This window comes from Hoylesella shahii, from assembly GCF_937990675.1.
In the GTDB taxonomy this organism is placed as follows: Bacteria; Bacteroidota; Bacteroidia; order Bacteroidales; family Bacteroidaceae; genus Prevotella; species Prevotella shahii.
Genome location: NZ_CALKQY010000080.1, coordinates 15,869 through 34,584, shown reverse-complemented (window position 1 = coordinate 34,584; position 18,716 = coordinate 15,869). Strand labels below are relative to the sequence as shown.

Here is an 18,716-nt window from a genome sequence, read left to right as displayed (position 1 = left end):
TTACGCGTTTTTCAAGTCTGTAAGTGGGTTGTAGTCTTCGGGCGTGATTATTGCAAAATCATCGCTCCAATTGGGGAGGAAACTCCAACTCACGTTGTTGCTGTCGGGGTTTTCAAATCCGCCAAATCCCTTGTCACTGATAAACAGGTTAAAAATGGGGATTGGCGTAACCACGCCTTTGGCATCCTTAATCGCACCTATTGCGCCGTCCTCGTTTACAAGGAATACGCCTAGGTTCTGAACATCCGTCTCGCAACTGAGGTACTTCATTGCCTTAATCTGCGATTGAGGGGCATTGCGGATAACGCACGTGAACGCGGTAGGCTCTCGGCCAATGGTGATTTCAATTCCGCCCAAAGTGTCGTTGCCACCGCCGAACTTGCGTGCCGCTCCCGGTTCTGCACTTGGGGCTTGCAGATAGGGAGAAACTACTATTTTCGTGCTGTCATTGGCTGCAAGAAGTGGCGTTAAGTTGGCTAACTTCGTGATAGGCTTTTCAGTTGCGAACGCGTTGGGCTTGCCGTTATCTTGGCGCAAGCGTTGAAAAATTACTTTTTGGATTTGCCCGAAACCCTCCGAACAAGTCGCGTTTGGGATTGATTTAAGAGCGGCTAGCCCCGGACATTGACAAAATCGTGCCATATTCGTTTTTGTTTAATTATTAATAATTATGAAACTTGTAACTGATAAACTCTAACCCATTGAGTTTCACTCGACAAATATACGTTTTTTTTCTCATACATGAAAGTAAATGCCAAACAAATTGCCATTCTTGCGCCTGTGGCTAGTTCCTCCGCACCACCCCACGCGTTTGCTTGCCGTACGGATGTATGTTTTTTGTTGCGATTTCTTTTTCGTACACTCCCGTTAGGCCGTCTTCTATATCATCGTGTTTGTTGGCTCTGAAATTACGCAAGAAACTCGTCAAATGCTCGTGTATTGTCGGATAACGTTTTTCCCATCCAAACGGCATGATAATACTTTGATTGACCATTGCCGAACTTGTGATAATGCGGCTTTCCTTGTTATTGCTCTGATGGAATGGGATTGTTAACGCCTTAACTTTCGTCTTCACCACCTTTTCAAACTGCGAACCGCCGTTATTACTCTCTATCCATGCCTTTTGCGTGCCATTTCGGTTAATCATTTCGGGGATAGTTATTGTTGTGACGTCTGTTGGCTCGTCCGTGGCTACCATATCCGTTACAAGTGCAAACAGAATAGGCTCAAAATTGCCCGTCCGCTCGTTGTATGCCTTGTTGGGCGATAAATAAATATCGTAACACACAGAAAATAACAAGTCGCTGCCCTCGTCTGCCACATCCGTGTAATTGCCGCTGCGTATGTATGTGCCATAGTCTGACTTTTCAACCCATGTTTTAAAAGGCTGATATAATAGCCCCTCCGCACTGCTTGGATTGCCTTGGTGTAGGCATTGGAATTGAACTGGGTCTAACGCTTGTTGTTCTTTCAAGCGCGCAAGGCTGTGCCGCATTGGCCATAACGGCGTATCTTCTTGACGTTGGTCTATCTCGGTGGGCGGACTAGTCTTAATAGCCTCATAGTTTATTCTTACCCATGCGCCGTTTGGGATATTGTCCAAGTCTGACCAATTTTTGACATCAATTATTTTTTCATTTGTTTTCTCTAAGCGGCCTATAATATCGTCCTTATTCCACCTAGTGAACACAATAAGTTCTTGGCTATCGTTGTGTAGACGTGTGCGAACAACGGTTGTGTACCACTTCCACGCCGCATCGCGAACTATTGGGCTATTGCCCTCTGCATAATCCTTGTACACATCATCGAGTATCGCAATATCAACCGTTTTACTCGTCAATGCTCCACCACGGCCTACTACACGAAGTGAACCTTTATGCCCGACTATTTCAAATACATTGCTATTCCGTAAGCTATTGTTTGCGATTGTAACCACATTCGAGCCGTTAAGGCACGTATTAGGAAAGACTTTGGCGTAACGCTCGTTATCAATTATTCTTTGTACATCGCGGTTGAAGTCTTGCGCCACGGTTGCCGCGTAAGAGCCTATACAAATACGTTTTTCGGGGTCAATTCCTAAAATAAAGGCAGGCAAAAAACGGCTACTTCCTTGCGACTTACCATGTTGTGGCGGTGCTTGTACTATTAGTTTCTTTATCTTACCATGCGCAAACAAGTCTAGCACTTTATAATAATTCTTGTGGAACTCGCTTGCGCTAAATTCGGGCTGTATATAGCGCGCAAAATTAAGCAGACGTTTACGCGCCGCGGCTATCACGAACAATTCAGGATTATCGTACAGTGACTTTATAAGCTTATTCTTATCCATTTTGTAAAATTTAAAGCAAAAAGGGGCGAAAAATACTTATTGTTGATTATCAACAAGTTAGTATCAGTCGCCCCCAAGGGGAGATAAAGGGAGTTTGTAAAATAATTAAAAACTTTTTTCGCCTACTTTCGGCGTGCCTTTGACATAGTGCTCACAATCATGTGCGTTTGTTCTGCGCAAAATGTAAGCCTTTGAGTATGGACAAGTTAGGCAAATTGGGTTGCCCTCTAAGTCGATATGCGCCCACTTCATTACCCATGTAGCGTTCGCGCACTCTCTGCACAGCTGCACCGCCTTTTCGGCTTTCTTTCTCCCCTTTGGCGTTATCCGAAATCCTTTTACCATTGAAAAAGCCCCTTATTTCTTGTTATTGTCTTCCTCCGCCCTAGCATCCTGCAAGGCATCGGCAATGTTACACAAAATATCGTCTGAAATGCCCTCAAAGTGGTATTCGTTCATTTCCTCTTTCGGCCTGTCCGTAATATCCTCATTTTGTATGCTCCTCATGTTCTTCCATTTGTGCGGCGCAATGTTACATAAGGCAAATATAAGCGCGGCCGTATCGGGCGAGTAATGCTTTTCGCGCACTTTCCTACGCTTAACAATGATATTGCCGTTTTTATCTTGTGCATATTCTGTTTCTGTTTCTGTTTCAACGTAACCAGTTGCTTTTTTCCACAAAGCATTTTCTAGTTTGTACTCCAAACTTTCTTTATGCTTTTCGTGGGCTTTCTTTACAAGCTCTGCAAACTCATTTTTTTGTGTCCGCCACTGATAAAACGTTTGCTCTTTAATGCCTGCCTTTACACATGCCTGTATGTGCGAGTCGCCTGCGGCTATTGCATCAAAGATAATTTTCTTAACCTCTTTCGTATATTTCATAACTAACCCCTTGTTACTTAATTGTTTATGTATAATTCAGACCTATGTTAGACTATTCTTGCCCCATCTGCCTGAACTCTTCACGCCTAATTCTTAACAACTCTGCGTGTCCTCTGTCTAGTTCCTCTATCTTCTTTAATTCGCTCTCTGATAAATACCATATCCTCATATCTGAATTTATCTCGGCTAAACGTCTTGATATTTCGTTTTCTCGCGCCTTTTCGTTGCAAAGCAAATAGCCACTTCCAAATATCGTCTTCTTAACCTTTCGTTGCTCGTCTAGTGCGGCTATCCTCTGCGTTTCCAATTCGTCAACACTGAACTCTATTCCATACTTGGATAAGTATGATATGCTAGCGGCCGTAACAACATGTGCGGGATATTTGTATTTTGGTATTGGCCTTTTCTTGCCTTGGTTTTCCTCGTTAGCCGCCTTTATCGCTTGGTAAAGGCTAGGAGCAGACCTCAACCGCGTGTTACCATTCATGTTTGTCACAAATGATGTGTTGATATTGGCTTTGTTCTCGTAGATTATTTCAGCCCCTACACATACGGCCGTGCAAGTCGTACACGAGTTGAACAAAGTCAATGATGGAGCGAATAAAAAGAACTTTATGTTGTTTTCAACGTAAAAATGCACAATTTCCGCCAAAATAGAGAATGGCGGATTGTCCAAAACTATACAATCCTTTCCATATTGGAATGTTTTATAATCACCATTTGGATAGAATGGCCGCACAATCTTGTTTCGGTCAATATTGTATTCTTTCTCACACCAATCGACAACGGCCTCAAATACGTTAGTAGGCGTATAACAATCGTCTGATGTTCTTTTTTTCTTGAACTTGTCTACAAACTCGTTATATTCCGCATTGTCTTCACCATGCGCTAGCTTGTCGCGTAACTCATCGTTTACGCGGCTATATTCCGTATTGGTTGGCTGTATGTTGTCTTTTTGCTCCATTTTGTACGTTTTTTATTTTGTCGAAAATGGCAGAACGCTCACGCGCTCCACCATCCTACAAACAATAATTAATAAACTAGCAATCTTCTTTCTTGATAACAACTTCAACTTTATATTTGTTCCCATCGTCCTCGTTAACGATGTATTCAATATCTGACATAATTAGCGCGCCCAACTTCTCTCTTACACTGCGAATAGACAAGGCTTTTGAAATGCTTTCTTCAAACTCGAAAACGTTAACTTCTCTCGTTTGTTCGTCTTTGACTATTACCCCATTTTGGGCGTACTCCAAACAATAGCTTTGGGAATTAAGTATATTATTACTTGGCCTGTTCTCTGGTTTGTACATATTGTTTTCTATGCGTTCGATGCCGTTTAACAACAAGTTTGCAAAATCAAACCCACATAAAGTAACAATATGATAGAATACGCCAACAGCCCTTGCGGCCACCCATTCTATATCCTTGTGACTATAAGGCGGCTCGCCATTGGGACGGATATGAGAACTATTAGTGAGTTTCATTCCTCTGAATTTCTCAAAGGTTAACTGAAAATCACACATACACTCTTCAATATCCTCGCCAAAGACCTTACTGAGCAATGTGGCAATTTCTTTATTTTTCTCCTCGTTTAGAGTTAACCAATTCTTTTCTATCATCTTTTTTATTTTTTACTTGTTTATTTACATGCAAATATAGTGATTTTCTTTCACTTAGCAAAGTTTTTGAGGTATATAAAACGCAAGCAAACTTGCCAAAATAATGCCCCTAACCCTATATCCACACAAATATCTATTCCGTTAATAACCGAAATGGAAATGTAAGGCGTTACAATCTTGTTTTTGTCTAGCCTTTTGATGTTAAAACAAAAGGCCGTTCGCCCTATCTTTATTATCTTTATCATCAACGCAAATTCGCATTTCTAAACTTGAAGTATTGGCCTTATATTGGCGCATTGAGCGTTCACCATTATTTTTAGCATCGTTGTAAATCATTACAATCTTGTTGAATTGGACACAATAGCCAACGACCCAACAGACAAACGTTTTATTGCTGAACTTGTTACGGGCAACGAGTTTTGTGCCAACGTCAAAAGGGGCGCAACGCTCTATATATGCTGCATCCAAGTCTTTTTGCTTTGAATACAAAGCCTTTATTTGATTTTCAATTTCTCGCGACTTTTGCAAGTATTCTTGTTCTAATTCTTGTTCTATCATTGTCGTAATTGTTTAGTTTTCTTTACTCTTCTTTTTCACCTCGGCGCACAGATACTGCGCATCACTTAGAATTTTCCTGAATGATTGGCTTTTGTCTATGTGTTGGGCAAGTGATGTGATTAGAGGGTGTGAATTTCCCTCAATTGATGAAAAAATATCACTTTTCCCATCTTCTTTGCATTCGTTGACTATAACAATAATGCTGTTATTTTCGTTCTTTGCCAACCACTCCCTTATTTGCCCGTAATATATTTTTTCAAATTCCATAACTCATTTGTTTTGTCGTGATGCTGTTAGGGCTTTATTTATACTAGTGCGCGCAAACCGAAGATAAGTTTTACAAGCAAATAACTTTTCGCTTAACTCTTTTTCGTTGCGCGGCATCTTTTGTCTTCTTTTGCTCGCGGCCTTGTTAAGTGCATTGCGCTGGCACTCTACTGCCGCCATTAACTCCGCAATTCCTTTGTCGATTTTGTCTAATTCTTCTTTCATCTTTTTTCTTTATTAAGTAAGTTAAAATCATCACGGCCAACCTTGACTATACGAGGATATTCGACTATATCGCCCTTTTCAAATGCAATATTGAAAATACCCAATTGCCCTTTAATTGGCAGTTCTACAACTCGTTTGGGATTTCGCATAAGCCACCCCCAGCCACTTTTTATCTCGGAACGGCGCGCGCGCGGTATTCGCGTATTGTCCCAATCTTCGTCTGTAAAGTCTTTCACACGCTTAACGCCGTACACCTCAACAAATCCAAGCGCACAGCCACTTTGCATGTTTGGAATTTTTGGCGACTGGCTACTACAAATCAGTAATTTGCCCCTGTAAGATGTGCATCTGCTGCGTACTTCTATGCTTTTGAAACCATACGAGTTGCCATCATCGTCTTCATAGGCGATATTAACCAAATCATTGGCAAACGGCTGCTTAACGCTTAACGCTCTAAACACATCATGTTTTAGTGCGTCATATTCCGTTATTTTTATCTGCATAGCCTTTGTTTAAAATGGTAAATCATCTGAATTTCCTTGCGCCGCTTGCGTGGGTTGTGCCGTTTGTTGCGCTTGTGCCATTTGCGCCGGCTGTTGTTGTGGTGCGGCCGCTGTGAATGGCTCTGGCGATGGTTGTTTTGGTTTCGGCGTTAACAACTCCAAACTATTGGCAATAATCTCCGTAAAGTATTGCTTAACGCCATTCGCCTCGTACTCTCGATAATGGTTGCGCCCCTCGATATAGAGTTTATCGCCCTTATGGACGTACTTCTCTACAATTTCGGCTAATGGTGTGTATAATACCACGTTGTGCCATTCTGTCACGCCATTCACCTTTGTGCCGTCTTTTTTTGTGTATTCGGGCGTTGACGTGGCCAACGATATTTGCGCGGCTTTTCGACCATCGTCAAAAGTGTACATTTTCGGCGCATTGCCTACATTACCTAGTAATATAACTTTGTTGATTGCCATAATCAGAAAAGTTTAAAGATTGAACGAACAACGTCTACAAGCGTGTAGATGTAACAAAAAAGGGTCAATAAAACGAACCCCCAAAACACCAATTTATAACCTTTTTCAGCTTTCATTTTTCTTTGATTGTTAGGTAATACACAACGAAAACAACTATAAAGGCTATAAGCCCAAAGATATTTTCTATTAACTTGTCACTCATTTTTTTTATTTGAATTTCACCCCATCAAACAAGTATTCTTTTTTTTCATTGCTCCACCCTGCTGCATCATTGACGGCCTTGCGGTCGTGGTCGTTCAAAAACTCGCAGAACCAACCGCCAAGAATGGCCTCGCGAAGTAAGCGCACTTGTTTGCCTAGAAGTAAGTTTTTGTACTTGAAATAGCCGCTATTGGGGTTCACAAACACAATTCTGCGTACATCATCGCTTTGCGGCCTTTCGTTTCTTTTTTCTCGCTGCTGAAATTTCCTAGGCGCAAAATCCGCGCGAACGCTGCGCCTTGATATTTCTGCATAGTTAGGTTTGTTAACCCTCATTTTCCGCCCTTTCTCTCGCTTGAACAATGAACTCTTCCACCGTACTAGACAGCGTTTTGTAATATTTTTCTGCCATTTCTCGCACAAAGTTGGCATTTTCTGGCGAAAGATAAACCATAATTGAGGTTTTGCCCAACTTTTTTCTACCTGCGCGCTTACGCGCACCACCTCTTTTATTTTCCATATTCATTTTTTTTTAGATACTACAAAACCACTAGCCGCTAAGCTAGTGGTATATGTTAGACTAGTGTCACCTTTAAGTAGGTGAACTTAAATCCTTGCGGCAGTTCGGTGCATCCCTCTGGCAGACGGCCGCCAACGAGTTGGGCAACAAATAACTCGTCACCTTGCTCTAATTTAAGGCTCATCCTATTGAAAGGAACGCCCAAAACGGCCGCGGTATCTTGGTGACCAACGGCAGACACAGCCGTGGTTTTTGCACCATTAAACTCCACCTCACTAACAGGGGTAATAATTACTTTCTGCTCCTTGCTTGTGTCTAGCATCTGCAAGGAAAAAGCGTTGCTAATATACTTCTTCATCTTTTTTTGAATTTAAAATTATGGCGCGGATTTGGTAAGGCTCGCGCCATTGGCCTTTTTGTAAAATATTTTATGGTACATTTCTACGTACCCATCCACGACTTAAATTATCAAAACTAGGCATACGGAACTTATGGCCACATGCCGTAAGATTACGCCCCACCCTTACATCAACAACTGCTAAAAAACTATCCTCCTCATCGAGAATGCCGCCTGCGGCATCGGCTATGCAAAGCCACCAAAGGTCGGAATTTTTTGCCGCCTTAAAGTTCAAAAAGTTCGTCATAGTTAGTTCCTCCATCTTTTTTAAATAAAATGCGGTGTCAAAAACACTAAAAACACCGCGCGGGGCATTCGCTTAGCCCAAGCCGTGGGCTTGCCCTTTGCCGCTTGCTTAGCACCAAACCACTAGCTTTCATGGTTGGCCACCGTTGCGGATTTCAGCTTTCAGCGCATTGCTGACCTGCGCAAGGAGCGTCCTCCTTGATGCTGCACTATGATAAGTGCTAAATCGCGCGCATTCAACGCTTATTGAGTAGAGTTCTACGGGGGTTCACTCACATTATTGCCCAACCACTCTTGCATACCCAAAGGTTACAAGTGCCATGCCTAGATTAAGTGGGTACTTACGCATTAAATGCGTACTCTACGGATTTTTTGAACACCCCAACTTTACAGGCTATTGTCCGCATGTGCGAAGTTCCTCTTTTTTAGCGCGTGGTGAGTTCCACGCCCCAACGCCAAGGGCATCAGCCATTTTAAGCGGTTATCTTTTCAGGCTTTCAACCGCGCCCTTTCGGGCTAACATCAACGCGCATACGATGTTTTGCGTTGGTAGGCGTTATGTAGACCGCTCGCCATACCACCAAGGGCTTAGGCTTCTTTGCGTTTTTACTCGTCCGTCCCTACATCGACATTCCGAAACCATTTATACTTTGGCAAGTTTGTTGCGTGACCTTGAAACAAGTTTTGTATGTGTGTTTCTTAATCACAATGCAAAGGTAAGAAGTATTTTTGAAACCTGCAAGCAAAAAACAAATAAATATCGTTATTTTGAATTTCATTAACACAAATACCCATCAAAACGCGCCTTGTTTACATTCTATAACAATTAAGCATATTTTAAGGCCGCCAAAACTCGTTATACTCTTTTGTAAGCTGCTCTATTGTCATGGCATTGCGCGGATATATCCGCATTGCCTTTCTATTACCAGTTTCCCACTGGTTGTGATGCTTGAAACAGAGTACATTCACATTCCTAACATCGTGCGCCATTTCGGGGAATGCTCCGCGCGTGCGTATGTGCGATATATATACGGCCGAATAATTGCCAAGCGGCCGCAAGCATTCTTGGCAGATGTGCGGATATATTCGCCAACAATACCGATAAAACCTTTCGTTCTCGGCCATTGAGTGGCCACGGCCGAATAAATGCCGCTGCACATCCACACGCACACTTATAGGTATTTCAAATCGTTTATCAACAAGCGGCTCAAACCCTCTATCGCGCGCATACAGATAACACGCTACATCTTCTATTAATATGGCCATATTCATAAGATAAAGGCGGAGCGCAATGCTCCGCCAATGTGGTTAATTGTCTTCTTCTGTTTCCTCTGCTTGACTGCCATCATCCTCGCCAAATAGGGACAATTCGGCTTTTTTGCCCATAAAAAGAAACTCGTAAACCTCGTTTTCGATTTTATAAACAATGTTTTCAAGTTCCTCCTCAAATCCCCATGTTTCACTATCAAAGCGAATGCGCGGCGTATTGATTACCACTTTCTGACCGTTGGCCACCTCGTAAACGGATGTGATAACAACGCCTACTTTATCGTCTTTGCCGCTCAACGAAATGCCGCGCACCTCAATTTTGTTCAAACATTCTTGCGCAAAATCATCGCCCAATGCTTTTTGTTGCTCGGTCGCTTTAAACTCGTCTGTTTCCATCAGAGTTTTAAAGCTTGTGATGTTAAATATCCTGCCTACGATTGGCCGCAATTCTTGGAATAGTTCTCTAAGTTCTTTTTGAACGTCCTGCGCGCACTCGTCATGATGCTTGTTTAGATAATTGGCATTGCCGTCTTGCTCACTGACTTCATAATGCACGTCTAGGCCGCCACCACTTGCTAACTTAGCCTTTGACAAGGTAAACGCCTTTTTACTCGGAATTGGCTTTTTGTTTTCTTTTTCCATGTTTTTTGTTTTTAATGTATTTAAAATCACTGGCCACCTCACACGCATTATATTTCATTCGCAATTCAATGGCCAAACACTCTAATGTGTCAATTTTTCGCCTTACACTTTGCTCTTCTGTTTCGTCTGAAAAGCGAATATCTAAGTATTGCATTAGCAATTCATCAGATAATTTTCTTTCTGAAACTCCTTTTGCCTTTCCCTCTCTGACCATATCAACCATAATGCAGAATAATGCACAAGCGATAATAGCCATTACAAGGAGAATGAACACAAAAGCGGCATGAACAATGAACTCCATTAAAATTTGTCCTCCCCCCACAAACTTTCACCCTGCAAAAGCGGATTGTTTGGCTTTTCTTCTGTCACATTTTCAGAACTCGAAACGACCTTTTTTGCATTCTTGTCCGCATCATCAAAAAGCCCTTTTGCCTTTACGATTTTTGTTTTTGAGATGCTCGAAGACTTTTTTGTAGTACTCTTTTTCTGCGTGCCATCCTCATTGTACTCCTTTTGCTCCAACTTAACAAAGCCCAATTCTACAATTATCGGCAAACACTCTGCGAGTGCCTTGACGTCCTCGCCCGCATCGTGTGCGCCAAATTTTTTGCCGTCAAAACAACGCGCGTAAAGTTCCTCCAATGTGGGGAATTTTATGCGGCTACTATTGGGGAAAGTAGCCCCCACGAACTTCATTGTTTTCATCATGGTATCAATTCGCTTGCCTTTGAACAAAGCCCCATCCACCTTGCTATCATAGTACTCCTTACCTAGATAGCGCATAATGTTGGCCTTTATTATTGAGGTGTCAAAATAGATATTGTGCGCGCAGATAAGCGGCGATGCCGTACAATCTTGTACAAATTCCTGCACAACATCCTCGAACAAACGCCCCTCGCGCATTGCCAATTCTGTCGATACACCATGTATTTCCGTTGTTTCCTTTGGTATTTCAAACGCAATTCCTTTGGGCGTAATTGGCTTGATTAAGTGCTTTTTCAACACACCATCTTTCAGCCATGCGAATTGCACGACAAATGGGAATTTGTCAAAATCGACATCCCATTTCAACCCTTTTTCAGGCACTCCCGTTGTTTCTACGTCAAAAAACAACACATCTTTAATTTCGTAAATCATCTTTTTAAAATTTGAAAGTTAAATCTAAGTTCTTAATATATTTTGTGTAGCCTTTTCTTGTGAGCCATTCGCACCCACATTTTAGGCACTTCACACGACTGAAACCCTTTGGCGTATAACGATAGTGGTTTATGCGCCAACTATTTAAGGGGTAAAATCTAGGTTTTTGGCCACACTTGCAAAACATGTTACATATCTTTTAGTTCCTCGCACAACGATTTTTTCATAATACGATGTTCTTTAAGTAATGCTCTGCGAACTGACTCCATTTGATGGTCGAAAAGTTTAATTTCTTGACCATCTATTTGTATTGTTATTTTAAAATTCTCACGCAAACAATATTCAATTCGCTCCACCCTTATAAATTCATCTATAAAGTTTTTTGCATAATGTACATTTTCTATATTCATAATTATAACAAATTAGGTTCTTCAATAAATACGTTTAAGTTCTCGGCAGCAAATTGCTTTAAAAATTCAATATGCTCTACCAATTCAGCGTTTGAACACCCCCGGATTTCTTTCAGTGTCGTGTTATATGTACACGCAGACAAATCAACATTTTCTATTTGCATTATTGGGCTAATTTCGCGCAAAAACAATTCTGTTTGCTCGTCTGTCTTTCGCTCGCCAAGTTCTGCCATACCCTGCCTAATTGTAGGTACTACATAATTATAATAATACCCAACCAATGCGGCACTACTCTGTTTAGGTGCGACAAAAAAACGTGCTATAACTCGTTCGCCCTTGTGCTGTTTGAAAAACTCGTTTAACTCTCCCATGTACATGGAGAGTTTGCCAACATCGTTAATTATCCCCGTGGCGGACTTCTCTCGCGGTTTCATTGTCTTGTAATTGCTTAATTGTTTTTATTGCGGCATCCTCGCAAACGGCCTTGATAAACTCACGCGAATTGCTAGATAACTGGCTATTCTTGTTAAGAATTGCGGCGTACTCTGCAATCAGATAGTTTACATCCAAATTCAAATAATCAATTGGATGCCTTTTTAAATTTTGGCCTACAAGTCCGTTTTTTGCCTTTCGTTCGCCCTGCAATTCCAATACTATTTTCTGTAAATTCGTTTTAAATTCGGGGCTTAAAAGCAATTCCTTAACGGACATTTCTTTTACTGATTTTTGCTTTTTGACAACAATTGTATTAACTGCCATCTTCTTGGACTTCCTTTTGCTCACCATATATTTGCATTATTAAATTATTATCTTCTCATCCTAACAAGGTTGTCAAATGCTGTGATATATTGTACATTGTTCGCACATTGAGGTATCGCCAAAGCCTTGCGTTTCAACTTATCCAGTTGCTTTTTGTCTGATTTCTCAAAGAACGCGCGTATAGCCCTAACAAATGGCTTTGACCTCCAAAACGGCAAAATCTTAAATTCGGGGCTTAGATAATATTCTGTCAATTCGTCACACTTTGAATACTTCTCAAATACAAATTTTGCATCACGTACTTTTTTCGTTTCAAATGGCTTTTGCGGAAACAAAATAACTGCGTAAGATAATTGTATTTTGTATTTGTTAATATATTCTTTCAATTCTCTATAAACACCGCCTTTTTTCTGTACATTGTATTGAAAGAACTCGCCATTACGCCACTGCGATTGACATTTGTTTAAGACAATCATTGCCTTTTCAACATTTTCGTTTCGCATCACAACAAAATAAATTGGTAGCCCCAATTCTCGGCATGCCACAAACCTATGTTGTCCGTCAATAATTCTGAAATCTTCACTTACAATGATTGGCGAATACATTGTTAAGTCAAATTCCAGTATTGACTTTACAAGCGCATTTGTTCTCTTAACATCGCGGTTGCCGTCCAATTTCTTAAACAGCTTGTAATCTGTCGTTTTCTGAATTTCCATTTTGTTTCATCTTTTTTATGTGGGTGGGGAATTTCACCCCACCCGAAATAACTAATTTTCTGTGTATTCTTCCACCTGCATTGTTTCCTGTCCGCGCTTTACGTTTTCGATAAAACCTTGGAAACCATTTGCTTTTGCGACGTCTAGGATAGTCTTTAAACGCTTTGCGCCCAAACTCTCGCCGCGCGCAATTCTGAACACCTTAACCGTTGGGTTTGCCGCAATAATCAATTTGGCGGCAACTTCCATCTTTTGGCTATCACTCACAACGCCGTCCATAAATGGCATATTGTTTAGCGTTAGGCCGTCTTCTGTGAATGATAGGCCGCTAATTGGCAAGTTCGCGTTTTCGATTATCTCGGCGCGCTCTGCCTGTAACTTCTCTACTTCTCCGCCCAAATTATCAAATGTGGCCTGCACCTTGTCTAGTTCGCTCTTTCTTGCTAGATAGCCCTCTACAATGGCTACCTTTTCATTGTGTGCTTGCGCCTGTGCAATTGCATCAGTGTCGGCCGCCGTTCTGATGGTGCTTTCATAGTCTTTAAGCCAACTTTCACAATTGGCCTTGCGCTCCTCGGCATCTGCTTTCTCGGCGGCAATTTCCTTTTGAGCGTTTTCAAATTCTTCAAACGCCATGCTATTGCGCTTGTCCAATTCTTGTTTTAGTTGGTTAAAGCGTTCTTGCGCTATTCTCAACTCATCTTCGATAGCCGCTTTTGTTTGCTCATACTTGGCTTTTGCACCCTCGATTTTTTGAGGAATGGCGGCTAATTGGTCAACTCTCTCCTGCAACTTACTGCGCACGAGTGTTGCTTTTGCATCATTTTGAGCCTGTTCTTGCTGAACTTTTAACAAGTCCGAAACGTCTAAACGTGTGGTGTATTTCTTTTCGTCACCGACCTCAAGCCCTTGTTTGCTCGCCTTAACTTGCGCCGAAAGCAGCTTAATATCGCGGTTCAAATCGGTACGTTCTGCCTTTTTGGCCTTAACATCCGCATCTATTTCGTTAATGCGGTCTTGTACCTTTTGCGGCAAAAGACCTTTAACGACCTCGATTTGCTTACGCCGCCCATCGGCCGTTTCGCTCCACGAGCAGAACTCAACGGCATCAAAATTTTGATAGCCGAACAATTCTTGCAGCATAGACACGTTACTGCTTTGTAATTTGTCGCCTTTGATTGACAGCACGCCGCGTGGGTTGGCCTTTGTAAACTTTAAGCTTACTTCGTACTCTTTACCGCTATCGCCAACAACCATTTTCGCAAATCCTTTTTCTTCACCCTTGCGCAAAACGGCATCGCGCTCACCTGTAAGTAGCGCGCCAATCGCTTTCAAAAGGGTCGACTTTCCTAACTCGTTATCTCCGGTAATGAAATATACATTACCCTCAAAATCTGCGTTGAACCCCTTTATTACTTGAAAATTCAACAATTCTAGTTTTTTGATGTACATATTTTTATCATCTTTTTGTGAGCGAGTTACGCTCAAAGTTAATATAAAGGTTTATACCCCACGGCTTTTTTGCCATGAGGTATAATTATTGTCTTAGTCCTCGGTAACTTCTACCGTGTAGAGGTAATCAACCGAACCGCTATCACAATAATGTGCCTTAATCGTCACATTTATTGTTGTTTGATAGCCATAGTTAATTTCGCCGTCAATGGCAAATTCTTGAGCAACTTCTGTATTCATTTCCTTGCCAAATTCAGCAAGGAAAAAACTTTGTGCTTGTTCCTCATCGGCTACCACATTGTAACCCCAACTTTTTAGTTGGTCTACAACCTGCTCTTTAACTTCTTTTGAGTTGGTAGCGTTAATTCTCTTGGTAATAACTAAATTCTTCATCTTTTTTTTAGTTTTAAAATGTTTCACGGAAACCGCCGTGCCGGTCGTGTTGTTTATTAATCACATTGCAAAGTTACTAATAATTTTCAAACCGCCAAAAATTTTAAGCATTATTTTTCGAGAAAATCGCATTTTGCATTAAAAATAGTTAGTTGCGCGTTGAAAAAGCGGTTTAAAATGGCATCCAACTCCATTTCTTGACACTCTTTTTTCTTCTCCAACTCCGCATTTCTAGCCGCGCGCCGCTGTGTGTGTCGTAATTGGCGCACCTTGTTCAAAAATTCGGCGAATGAAATTATACTATTATCGTACATCGCATTATTATCAATGATATTGCGGCACATGTGACACAGCATTTCGCGCGTTAACGTGTCGAAGTGACTTACATCACGGGTTAACTTCCTATTGTCCATACTAGAATAACTTATTATGTGTATTACGTGGTATATTCTCTAACAGCCAACTCAAATCGTTGCTTAAAACGACCCTGCCAAAGTGCATAATTAACAGCGCATCGGCATTCCAAAGAGTAACTTTAACACCTTTGTAAAGGTCTTGCGCGACCTCCTTGTAGCGTTTTTTCCGCTCGCTTTTTTCCTCGTAACGGCCTACCTTACGAAGATTAAGCCTACTTTGCCACTTCATAGGATGCACAAGGCAGTAAGGCACATCGAGCAGAGTTAACACGGCCTTTATCTGCTCGAAGTTTGCGAGCATCGTTTGAATACGGAACAATTTGCCCTTATTCTCCTCTGCATCGTCAACACGCACGTTAAGTTTTTCAACAAATACAATTGGGTTGGTAAACCCCTTGTAATAGGCAATGAAGTCGCGCAAGTCGCGCAAGTCCTTTGGCATCCGCACGCATTTAGGTGTTTCTTTGGGTCGAAAAACGCAAATGCCCCCATTACTTGCACCGGGGTCAATTGCAATGATACAATTAATTGATAAATTATTTTTCTCCATAATTCTATAATTCGGTAAATGTAGTATCTTGTAATCTCAAATTTGTCTTCATTCTACACAAGTATATAATCGGTTATTTGGATTTCTTCTTTTACCATCCAATCAAAGCACTCTATTATTGCCCTGTATTGCGAGAATTTAACCGCACCAGCCTTAACAGCATCATGCTCCACGCCCCTAGCCTTTATAATTCCTGCCTGAAATGGCTTTATTATGTTCATTGCAATTTGCTTGCGTACTTCTGCCATTGACCGCTTTAAATCATCATCTGACAAAACAGCCGTGATAAATCCTAGATTGTGCAATATGTTATATAGCATTATTTGCTGTGGTGCGCTCAAATCCAGCATGTAGCCACGATATTTGTAATGATAAAAGGCATACACAAGCAGCTTTTGGAACTTTTTTTGTGCCACTTTGGCAGAGTTATCGGCAATGGCAATTGTAGAAGTGTTTTTAAACACTTTTTCAAAAACGCATCCTTGCTTTTCTTGATAGGCGTGCAAAATCTTTGCGAAATACTCCGCATTGAAATTCTGATAATGCCCCCTATCTGCTTTGCCGTCTTTGTTTTTCGGCAAAAAAACATCTAACTCGCCCAGTGCGGTCAACTCAAATGCTAGCTTAATATCGTTCAATGTGAATTTGGCAAAGTATTTTCGCAAAACGTCCAAAATGCGCGTTTGAATGTATTGCCATTCCTCTTCTCTACTTGGTATATTATATCCTACATCCTTAGCAATGTACTTAAACAAAGGCTTAATATAGGCCGCCAATTCGAGCGCATTGTCATACTCGCCAATCTGCTTTTTTACGCTTGCCGAAAAAATCTCACGTTCTTGTTCCGAAAGCCCCGAAAGGGTTTCGGGCAATTCTGCCAATGCCCTGCGCACCTCGATAGCCTTTTGGCCTGCCTTTGGCTTTTGAACCATCAAGGCGGCGTTTTTGCGCATTTCGGGCAAATTCTTGCTTATAATTATCTCATTCATACGCACTACATTTTTAGAAATTGTAGAGCCTCATCGGCTATAACGGCATCCGCCCTATATTGCACTTTCTTGTGCAGCTTATTGCGCTCTATATCTGTGCGAATAAAACTCCGAATAGTGGCTAACCATCCGTTTTCAGTTCGTTTAGTATTGCTACTATCGCTCCAATCGCGCACAGCGTGATAGTAATATACTATATCAACTTCCTCGTACTCGGCACCTGCGAATTTGTCCAAAACAAAATCAATATCCGCCAAAACCGAATTTTCGGAAAAAAGCGTTTTTTTGTTCTTATTATAATATTCTTTTGTTTCTTGATTATCGTCTTTTGTATATGCCCCCCCGTTTTTTGTGGGGGCTGTTTTTTCAGTGGGCGAGTTTTTTTGGGGGGCTGTGCATTCAGTACCCCCATTTTTTTGGGGGGCTGTATTTTCGTCAAAAAGACTTGGCTCTTTTGGCTTTCTTTCAATCTCGCCAAACACGCCAGCTACATCGCTAACATAGTACCTTTGACCCTTTAAGCGGCCATTCTCATGGTACGCTTTACGCATACAATAACCTAGGTCAATTAACTCGCGAAATGCCCTCAAAATACGACACTCTTTTTCACCGAACTTGTCGGCCACCTGTGCCACATTCACCTCCCAATCTTTTGGCAAACTCAAAAGATAGCACAAAATACCTTTTGCAAAAAACGTCATATTCGTATCTTGCAGAATATCGTTGTTGAGGATGGTAAAGTTACCTCCGCTATTATGGCGGATAATTAAGTTATTTTGTTCCATAACTTTAAAAGAAAAGACCCCCATCAACAAAGGCCATCACACACTTTGAAGATAGGGGTCGAGTTGCATTGCAATATATTTTTGCTTATCGTGATGGTATAAGCTAATTCTTTCATTTTAAAAAGGCCACCCACCCAGAAAAGATGAAACAAAACTAAGTGGAGTGGCCACATGAAGGAAGTTTATCTCTTTATGTGTGCAAAGATAGCAAATAATATCCTACCTTACAAGCATTTCTATAAATATTTTTCATTCTGTCTTTAAAATTGGTGCATTTATTGGTAAAAAAGCCTGTTTAACTAACGCTACATTGTCCTCGCTCTCATTCGGCACGAGCGAAACTACTGGATAACGGCTATTGTTGTTAGGCTTTTGCGATGTTGCAAATTTCACGTTCAAATCAAAGATTATTCCACGCACAAAGCCTTTTTCTTGCAGAATGGCATCGAAAGTATTACGTACTTGTGGAATGCTGCTTGCCGCTCCCTTTGTCGTGAAAGTCCACACGCCAGCCACGCCACGCACGGATGGAATAACGAATGTTAGTGTTAAAATCACATTCCAACCATCAAACCCAGCGCGTGCGGCTCGATTGGGGTACTTTCTTGCAATACCTGCCATCAAGTCGGGATAGTCTGCTATTTGGTAGGTCACGTATTTTTGCCCATTCCAAACGTTAAATGCTTGGCCGTCACCATAGGCCACCAAGCCGCCTGCATCGTCCCTATACTCATAACGCTCGGCGCACACCTTTTCGGGCGAATTGTCTGGGAATACAATTTGAATTGTTGAGGGCTTTTCGCCAAACGCTTTTGTAAACAAAGCAGCATATTTGCCGCTTGGTATAAAGTAGTCGGTACTTGTAGGGTATTCCTTGCCATTTCGGCCGACAACTTTTTTGCCAACGTGCAAACTTCCTATTCTTGGCAAGGCTAACCCCTTATCGGGGCTAGGTCTTTTTATTCGTCCGTCCATAT

At 41.5% G+C, this 18,716-nt stretch carries 29 protein-coding genes; all 29 read right to left on the bottom strand.

The window, feature by feature from the left end:
* The 29 genes from QME03_RS11625 to QME03_RS11485 all read right to left on the bottom strand — a co-directional run bounded on the left by QME03_RS11625 (window position 1) and on the right by QME03_RS11485 (window position 18,714).
* Window positions 1–642 (bottom strand): hypothetical protein, encoded by a 642-nt coding sequence (locus tag QME03_RS11625; RefSeq protein WP_281724476.1) that lies wholly within the window; start codon window positions 640–642, stop codon window positions 1–3.
* A 142-nt stretch (window positions 643–784) separates the two neighbouring features.
* The gene (locus tag QME03_RS11620; protein WP_281724475.1) at window positions 785–2,329 is read right to left on the bottom strand and encodes a terminase large subunit domain-containing protein; all 1,545 of its coding nucleotides are present in this window, start codon (window positions 2,327–2,329) and stop codon (window positions 785–787) included.
* 357 nt (window positions 2,330–2,686) lie between these two features.
* A complete protein-coding gene (locus QME03_RS11615) occupies window positions 2,687–3,211 on the bottom strand; it encodes a terminase small subunit-like protein (RefSeq protein WP_281724474.1) in 525 nt (174 codons plus the stop codon).
* Between the two features lie 52 nt (window positions 3,212–3,263).
* Window positions 3,264–4,175 carry a chromosome partitioning protein ParB gene (locus tag QME03_RS11610; protein WP_281724473.1) on the bottom strand — a complete coding sequence of 304 codons (912 nt, stop codon included), beginning with the start codon at window positions 4,173–4,175 and terminating at the stop codon, window positions 3,264–3,266.
* Between the two features lie 76 nt (window positions 4,176–4,251).
* Window positions 4,252–4,833 (bottom strand): hypothetical protein, encoded by a 582-nt coding sequence (locus QME03_RS11605; RefSeq protein WP_281724472.1) that lies wholly within the window; start codon window positions 4,831–4,833, stop codon window positions 4,252–4,254.
* Window positions 4,834–5,034: 201 nt separating this feature from the next.
* Window positions 5,035–5,391 (bottom strand): hypothetical protein, encoded by a 357-nt coding sequence (locus tag QME03_RS11600; RefSeq protein WP_281724471.1) that lies wholly within the window; start codon window positions 5,389–5,391, stop codon window positions 5,035–5,037.
* Window positions 5,392–5,403: 12 nt separating this feature from the next.
* Window positions 5,404–5,658, bottom strand: a complete 255-nt coding sequence (locus tag QME03_RS11595; protein WP_281724470.1) for a hypothetical protein — start codon at window positions 5,656–5,658, stop codon at window positions 5,404–5,406.
* A gap of 3 nt (window positions 5,659–5,661) precedes the next feature.
* Window positions 5,662–5,883: a hypothetical protein gene (locus tag QME03_RS11590; protein ID WP_281724469.1), complete on the bottom strand. Its 222-nt coding sequence runs from the start codon at window positions 5,881–5,883 to the stop codon at window positions 5,662–5,664.
* Complete coding sequence (locus tag QME03_RS11585) at window positions 5,880–6,386, bottom strand: ASCH domain-containing protein (protein WP_281724468.1); 507 nt, start codon at window positions 6,384–6,386, stop codon at window positions 5,880–5,882. The genes QME03_RS11590 and QME03_RS11585 overlap by 4 nt, the downstream gene beginning before the upstream one ends.
* 9 nt (window positions 6,387–6,395) lie before the next feature.
* Window positions 6,396–6,857 (bottom strand): single-stranded DNA-binding protein, encoded by a 462-nt coding sequence (locus QME03_RS11580; RefSeq protein WP_281724467.1) that lies wholly within the window; start codon window positions 6,855–6,857, stop codon window positions 6,396–6,398.
* 207 nt (window positions 6,858–7,064) lie between these two features.
* Window positions 7,065–7,394 (bottom strand): hypothetical protein, encoded by a 330-nt coding sequence (locus QME03_RS11575; protein ID WP_281724466.1) that lies wholly within the window; start codon window positions 7,392–7,394, stop codon window positions 7,065–7,067.
* A complete protein-coding gene (locus QME03_RS11570) occupies window positions 7,384–7,578 on the bottom strand; it encodes a hypothetical protein (RefSeq protein ID WP_281724465.1) in 195 nt (64 codons plus the stop codon). Before QME03_RS11570 ends, QME03_RS11575 begins: the two co-directional genes overlap by 11 nt.
* 55 nt (window positions 7,579–7,633) lie before the next feature.
* Window positions 7,634–7,936 (bottom strand): STIV orfB116 family protein, encoded by a 303-nt coding sequence (locus QME03_RS11565; RefSeq protein ID WP_281724464.1) that lies wholly within the window; start codon window positions 7,934–7,936, stop codon window positions 7,634–7,636.
* Window positions 7,937–8,006: 70 nt separating this feature from the next.
* Window positions 8,007–8,237, bottom strand: coding sequence for a hypothetical protein (locus tag QME03_RS11560; RefSeq protein ID WP_281724463.1), 231 nt, complete (start codon window positions 8,235–8,237; stop codon window positions 8,007–8,009).
* Between the two features lie 821 nt (window positions 8,238–9,058).
* Entirely contained in the window at window positions 9,059–9,487 is a 429-nt protein-coding gene (locus tag QME03_RS11555) for a hypothetical protein (RefSeq protein ID WP_281724462.1), read from the bottom strand.
* A gap of 42 nt (window positions 9,488–9,529) precedes the next feature.
* A complete protein-coding gene (locus QME03_RS11550) occupies window positions 9,530–10,132 on the bottom strand; it encodes a hypothetical protein (protein WP_281724461.1) in 603 nt (200 codons plus the stop codon).
* Window positions 10,098–10,433 carry a hypothetical protein gene (locus QME03_RS11545; protein WP_281724460.1) on the bottom strand — a complete coding sequence of 112 codons (336 nt, stop codon included), beginning with the start codon at window positions 10,431–10,433 and terminating at the stop codon, window positions 10,098–10,100. The genes QME03_RS11550 and QME03_RS11545 overlap by 35 nt, the downstream gene beginning before the upstream one ends.
* Entirely contained in the window at window positions 10,433–11,269 is an 837-nt protein-coding gene (locus QME03_RS11540; RefSeq protein WP_281724459.1) for a 3'-5' exonuclease, read from the bottom strand. The genes QME03_RS11545 and QME03_RS11540 overlap by 1 nt, the downstream gene beginning before the upstream one ends.
* Window positions 11,270–11,457: 188 nt before the next feature.
* On the bottom strand, window positions 11,458–11,679 hold the full coding sequence (locus QME03_RS11535; protein WP_281724458.1) for a hypothetical protein: 222 nt from the start codon (window positions 11,677–11,679) through the stop codon (window positions 11,458–11,460).
* A gap of 2 nt (window positions 11,680–11,681) precedes the next feature.
* Window positions 11,682–12,113 (bottom strand): hypothetical protein, encoded by a 432-nt coding sequence (locus QME03_RS11530; RefSeq protein WP_281724457.1) that lies wholly within the window; start codon window positions 12,111–12,113, stop codon window positions 11,682–11,684.
* Entirely contained in the window at window positions 12,076–12,438 is a 363-nt protein-coding gene (locus tag QME03_RS11525; RefSeq protein ID WP_281724456.1) for a hypothetical protein, read from the bottom strand. The genes QME03_RS11530 and QME03_RS11525 overlap by 38 nt, the downstream gene beginning before the upstream one ends.
* A gap of 47 nt (window positions 12,439–12,485) precedes the next feature.
* Window positions 12,486–13,154: a ParB N-terminal domain-containing protein gene (locus tag QME03_RS11520; protein ID WP_281724455.1), complete on the bottom strand. Its 669-nt coding sequence runs from the start codon at window positions 13,152–13,154 to the stop codon at window positions 12,486–12,488.
* Window positions 13,155–13,205: 51 nt separating this feature from the next.
* Window positions 13,206–14,606 (bottom strand): AAA family ATPase, encoded by a 1,401-nt coding sequence (locus QME03_RS11515; protein ID WP_281724454.1) that lies wholly within the window; start codon window positions 14,604–14,606, stop codon window positions 13,206–13,208.
* A 93-nt stretch (window positions 14,607–14,699) separates the two neighbouring features.
* Window positions 14,700–14,999 carry a hypothetical protein gene (locus QME03_RS11510; RefSeq protein ID WP_281724453.1) on the bottom strand — a complete coding sequence of 100 codons (300 nt, stop codon included), beginning with the start codon at window positions 14,997–14,999 and terminating at the stop codon, window positions 14,700–14,702.
* Window positions 15,000–15,109: 110 nt separating this feature from the next.
* A complete protein-coding gene (locus tag QME03_RS11505; protein ID WP_281724452.1) occupies window positions 15,110–15,412 on the bottom strand; it encodes a hypothetical protein in 303 nt (100 codons plus the stop codon).
* 1 nt (window position 15,413) lies between these two features.
* Window positions 15,414–15,857, bottom strand: a complete 444-nt coding sequence (locus QME03_RS11500) for a RuvC family protein (RefSeq protein WP_281724451.1) — start codon at window positions 15,855–15,857, stop codon at window positions 15,414–15,416.
* A 161-nt stretch (window positions 15,858–16,018) separates the two neighbouring features.
* On the bottom strand, window positions 16,019–16,954 hold the full coding sequence (locus QME03_RS11495; RefSeq protein WP_281724450.1) for a hypothetical protein: 936 nt from the start codon (window positions 16,952–16,954) through the stop codon (window positions 16,019–16,021).
* Window positions 16,955–16,959: 5 nt separating this feature from the next.
* On the bottom strand, window positions 16,960–17,739 hold the full coding sequence (locus QME03_RS11490; RefSeq protein WP_281724449.1) for a helix-turn-helix domain-containing protein: 780 nt from the start codon (window positions 17,737–17,739) through the stop codon (window positions 16,960–16,962).
* 249 nt (window positions 17,740–17,988) lie between these two features.
* On the bottom strand, window positions 17,989–18,714 hold the full coding sequence (locus tag QME03_RS11485) for a recombination directionality factor (protein ID WP_281724448.1): 726 nt from the start codon (window positions 18,712–18,714) through the stop codon (window positions 17,989–17,991).
* Window positions 18,715–18,716 lie beyond the last annotated feature (2 nt).

Bases quoted from the DNA above. Each gene is read 5' to 3' on its own strand.
- QME03_RS11520 (WP_281724455.1), bottom strand. From the start codon at position 13,154: ATGGAAATTCAGAAAACGACAGATTACAAGCTGTTTAAGAAATTGGAC.
- QME03_RS11495 (WP_281724450.1), bottom strand. From the start codon at position 16,954: ATGAATGAGATAATTATAAGCAAGAATTTGCCCGAAATGCGCAAAAAC.
- QME03_RS11580 (WP_281724467.1), bottom strand. From the start codon at position 6,857: ATGGCAATCAACAAAGTTATATTACTAGGTAATGTAGGCAATGCGCCG.
- QME03_RS11615 (WP_281724474.1), bottom strand. From the start codon at position 3,211: ATGAAATATACGAAAGAGGTTAAGAAAATTATCTTTGATGCAATAGCC.
- QME03_RS11605 (WP_281724472.1), bottom strand. From the start codon at position 4,833: ATGATAGAAAAGAATTGGTTAACTCTAAACGAGGAGAAAAATAAAGAA.
- QME03_RS11570 (WP_281724465.1), bottom strand. From the start codon at position 7,578: ATGGAAAATAAAAGAGGTGGTGCGCGTAAGCGCGCAGGTAGAAAAAAG.
- QME03_RS11545 (WP_281724460.1), bottom strand. From the start codon at position 10,433: ATGGAGTTCATTGTTCATGCCGCTTTTGTGTTCATTCTCCTTGTAATG.
- QME03_RS11500 (WP_281724451.1), bottom strand. From the start codon at position 15,857: ATGCCAAAGGACTTGCGCGACTTGCGCGACTTCATTGCCTATTACAAG.
- QME03_RS11590 (WP_281724469.1), bottom strand. From the start codon at position 5,883: ATGAAAGAAGAATTAGACAAAATCGACAAAGGAATTGCGGAGTTAATG.
- QME03_RS11625 (WP_281724476.1), bottom strand. From the start codon at position 642: ATGGCACGATTTTGTCAATGTCCGGGGCTAGCCGCTCTTAAATCAATC.
- QME03_RS11525 (WP_281724456.1), bottom strand. From the start codon at position 12,438: ATGGCAGTTAATACAATTGTTGTCAAAAAGCAAAAATCAGTAAAAGAA.
- QME03_RS11575 (WP_281724466.1), bottom strand. From the start codon at position 7,394: ATGAGGGTTAACAAACCTAACTATGCAGAAATATCAAGGCGCAGCGTT.
- QME03_RS11620 (WP_281724475.1), bottom strand. From the start codon at position 2,329: ATGGATAAGAATAAGCTTATAAAGTCACTGTACGATAATCCTGAATTG.
- QME03_RS11600 (WP_281724471.1), bottom strand. From the start codon at position 5,391: ATGATAGAACAAGAATTAGAACAAGAATACTTGCAAAAGTCGCGAGAA.
- QME03_RS11585 (WP_281724468.1), bottom strand. From the start codon at position 6,386: ATGCAGATAAAAATAACGGAATATGACGCACTAAAACATGATGTGTTT.
- QME03_RS11490 (WP_281724449.1), bottom strand. From the start codon at position 17,739: ATGGAACAAAATAACTTAATTATCCGCCATAATAGCGGAGGTAACTTT.
- QME03_RS11610 (WP_281724473.1), bottom strand. From the start codon at position 4,175: ATGGAGCAAAAAGACAACATACAGCCAACCAATACGGAATATAGCCGC.
- QME03_RS11555 (WP_281724462.1), bottom strand. From the start codon at position 9,487: ATGGCCATATTAATAGAAGATGTAGCGTGTTATCTGTATGCGCGCGAT.
- QME03_RS11485 (WP_281724448.1), bottom strand. From the start codon at position 18,714: ATGGACGGACGAATAAAAAGACCTAGCCCCGATAAGGGGTTAGCCTTG.
- QME03_RS11595 (WP_281724470.1), bottom strand. From the start codon at position 5,658: ATGGAATTTGAAAAAATATATTACGGGCAAATAAGGGAGTGGTTGGCA.
- QME03_RS11515 (WP_281724454.1), bottom strand. From the start codon at position 14,606: ATGTACATCAAAAAACTAGAATTGTTGAATTTTCAAGTAATAAAGGGG.
- QME03_RS11560 (WP_281724463.1), bottom strand. From the start codon at position 8,237: ATGGAGGAACTAACTATGACGAACTTTTTGAACTTTAAGGCGGCAAAA.
- QME03_RS11505 (WP_281724452.1), bottom strand. From the start codon at position 15,412: ATGGACAATAGGAAGTTAACCCGTGATGTAAGTCACTTCGACACGTTA.
- QME03_RS11510 (WP_281724453.1), bottom strand. From the start codon at position 14,999: ATGAAGAATTTAGTTATTACCAAGAGAATTAACGCTACCAACTCAAAA.
- QME03_RS11540 (WP_281724459.1), bottom strand. From the start codon at position 11,269: ATGATTTACGAAATTAAAGATGTGTTGTTTTTTGACGTAGAAACAACG.
- QME03_RS11550 (WP_281724461.1), bottom strand. From the start codon at position 10,132: ATGGAAAAAGAAAACAAAAAGCCAATTCCGAGTAAAAAGGCGTTTACC.
- QME03_RS11530 (WP_281724457.1), bottom strand. From the start codon at position 12,113: ATGAAACCGCGAGAGAAGTCCGCCACGGGGATAATTAACGATGTTGGC.
- QME03_RS11535 (WP_281724458.1), bottom strand. From the start codon at position 11,679: ATGAATATAGAAAATGTACATTATGCAAAAAACTTTATAGATGAATTT.
- QME03_RS11565 (WP_281724464.1), bottom strand. From the start codon at position 7,936: ATGAAGAAGTATATTAGCAACGCTTTTTCCTTGCAGATGCTAGACACA.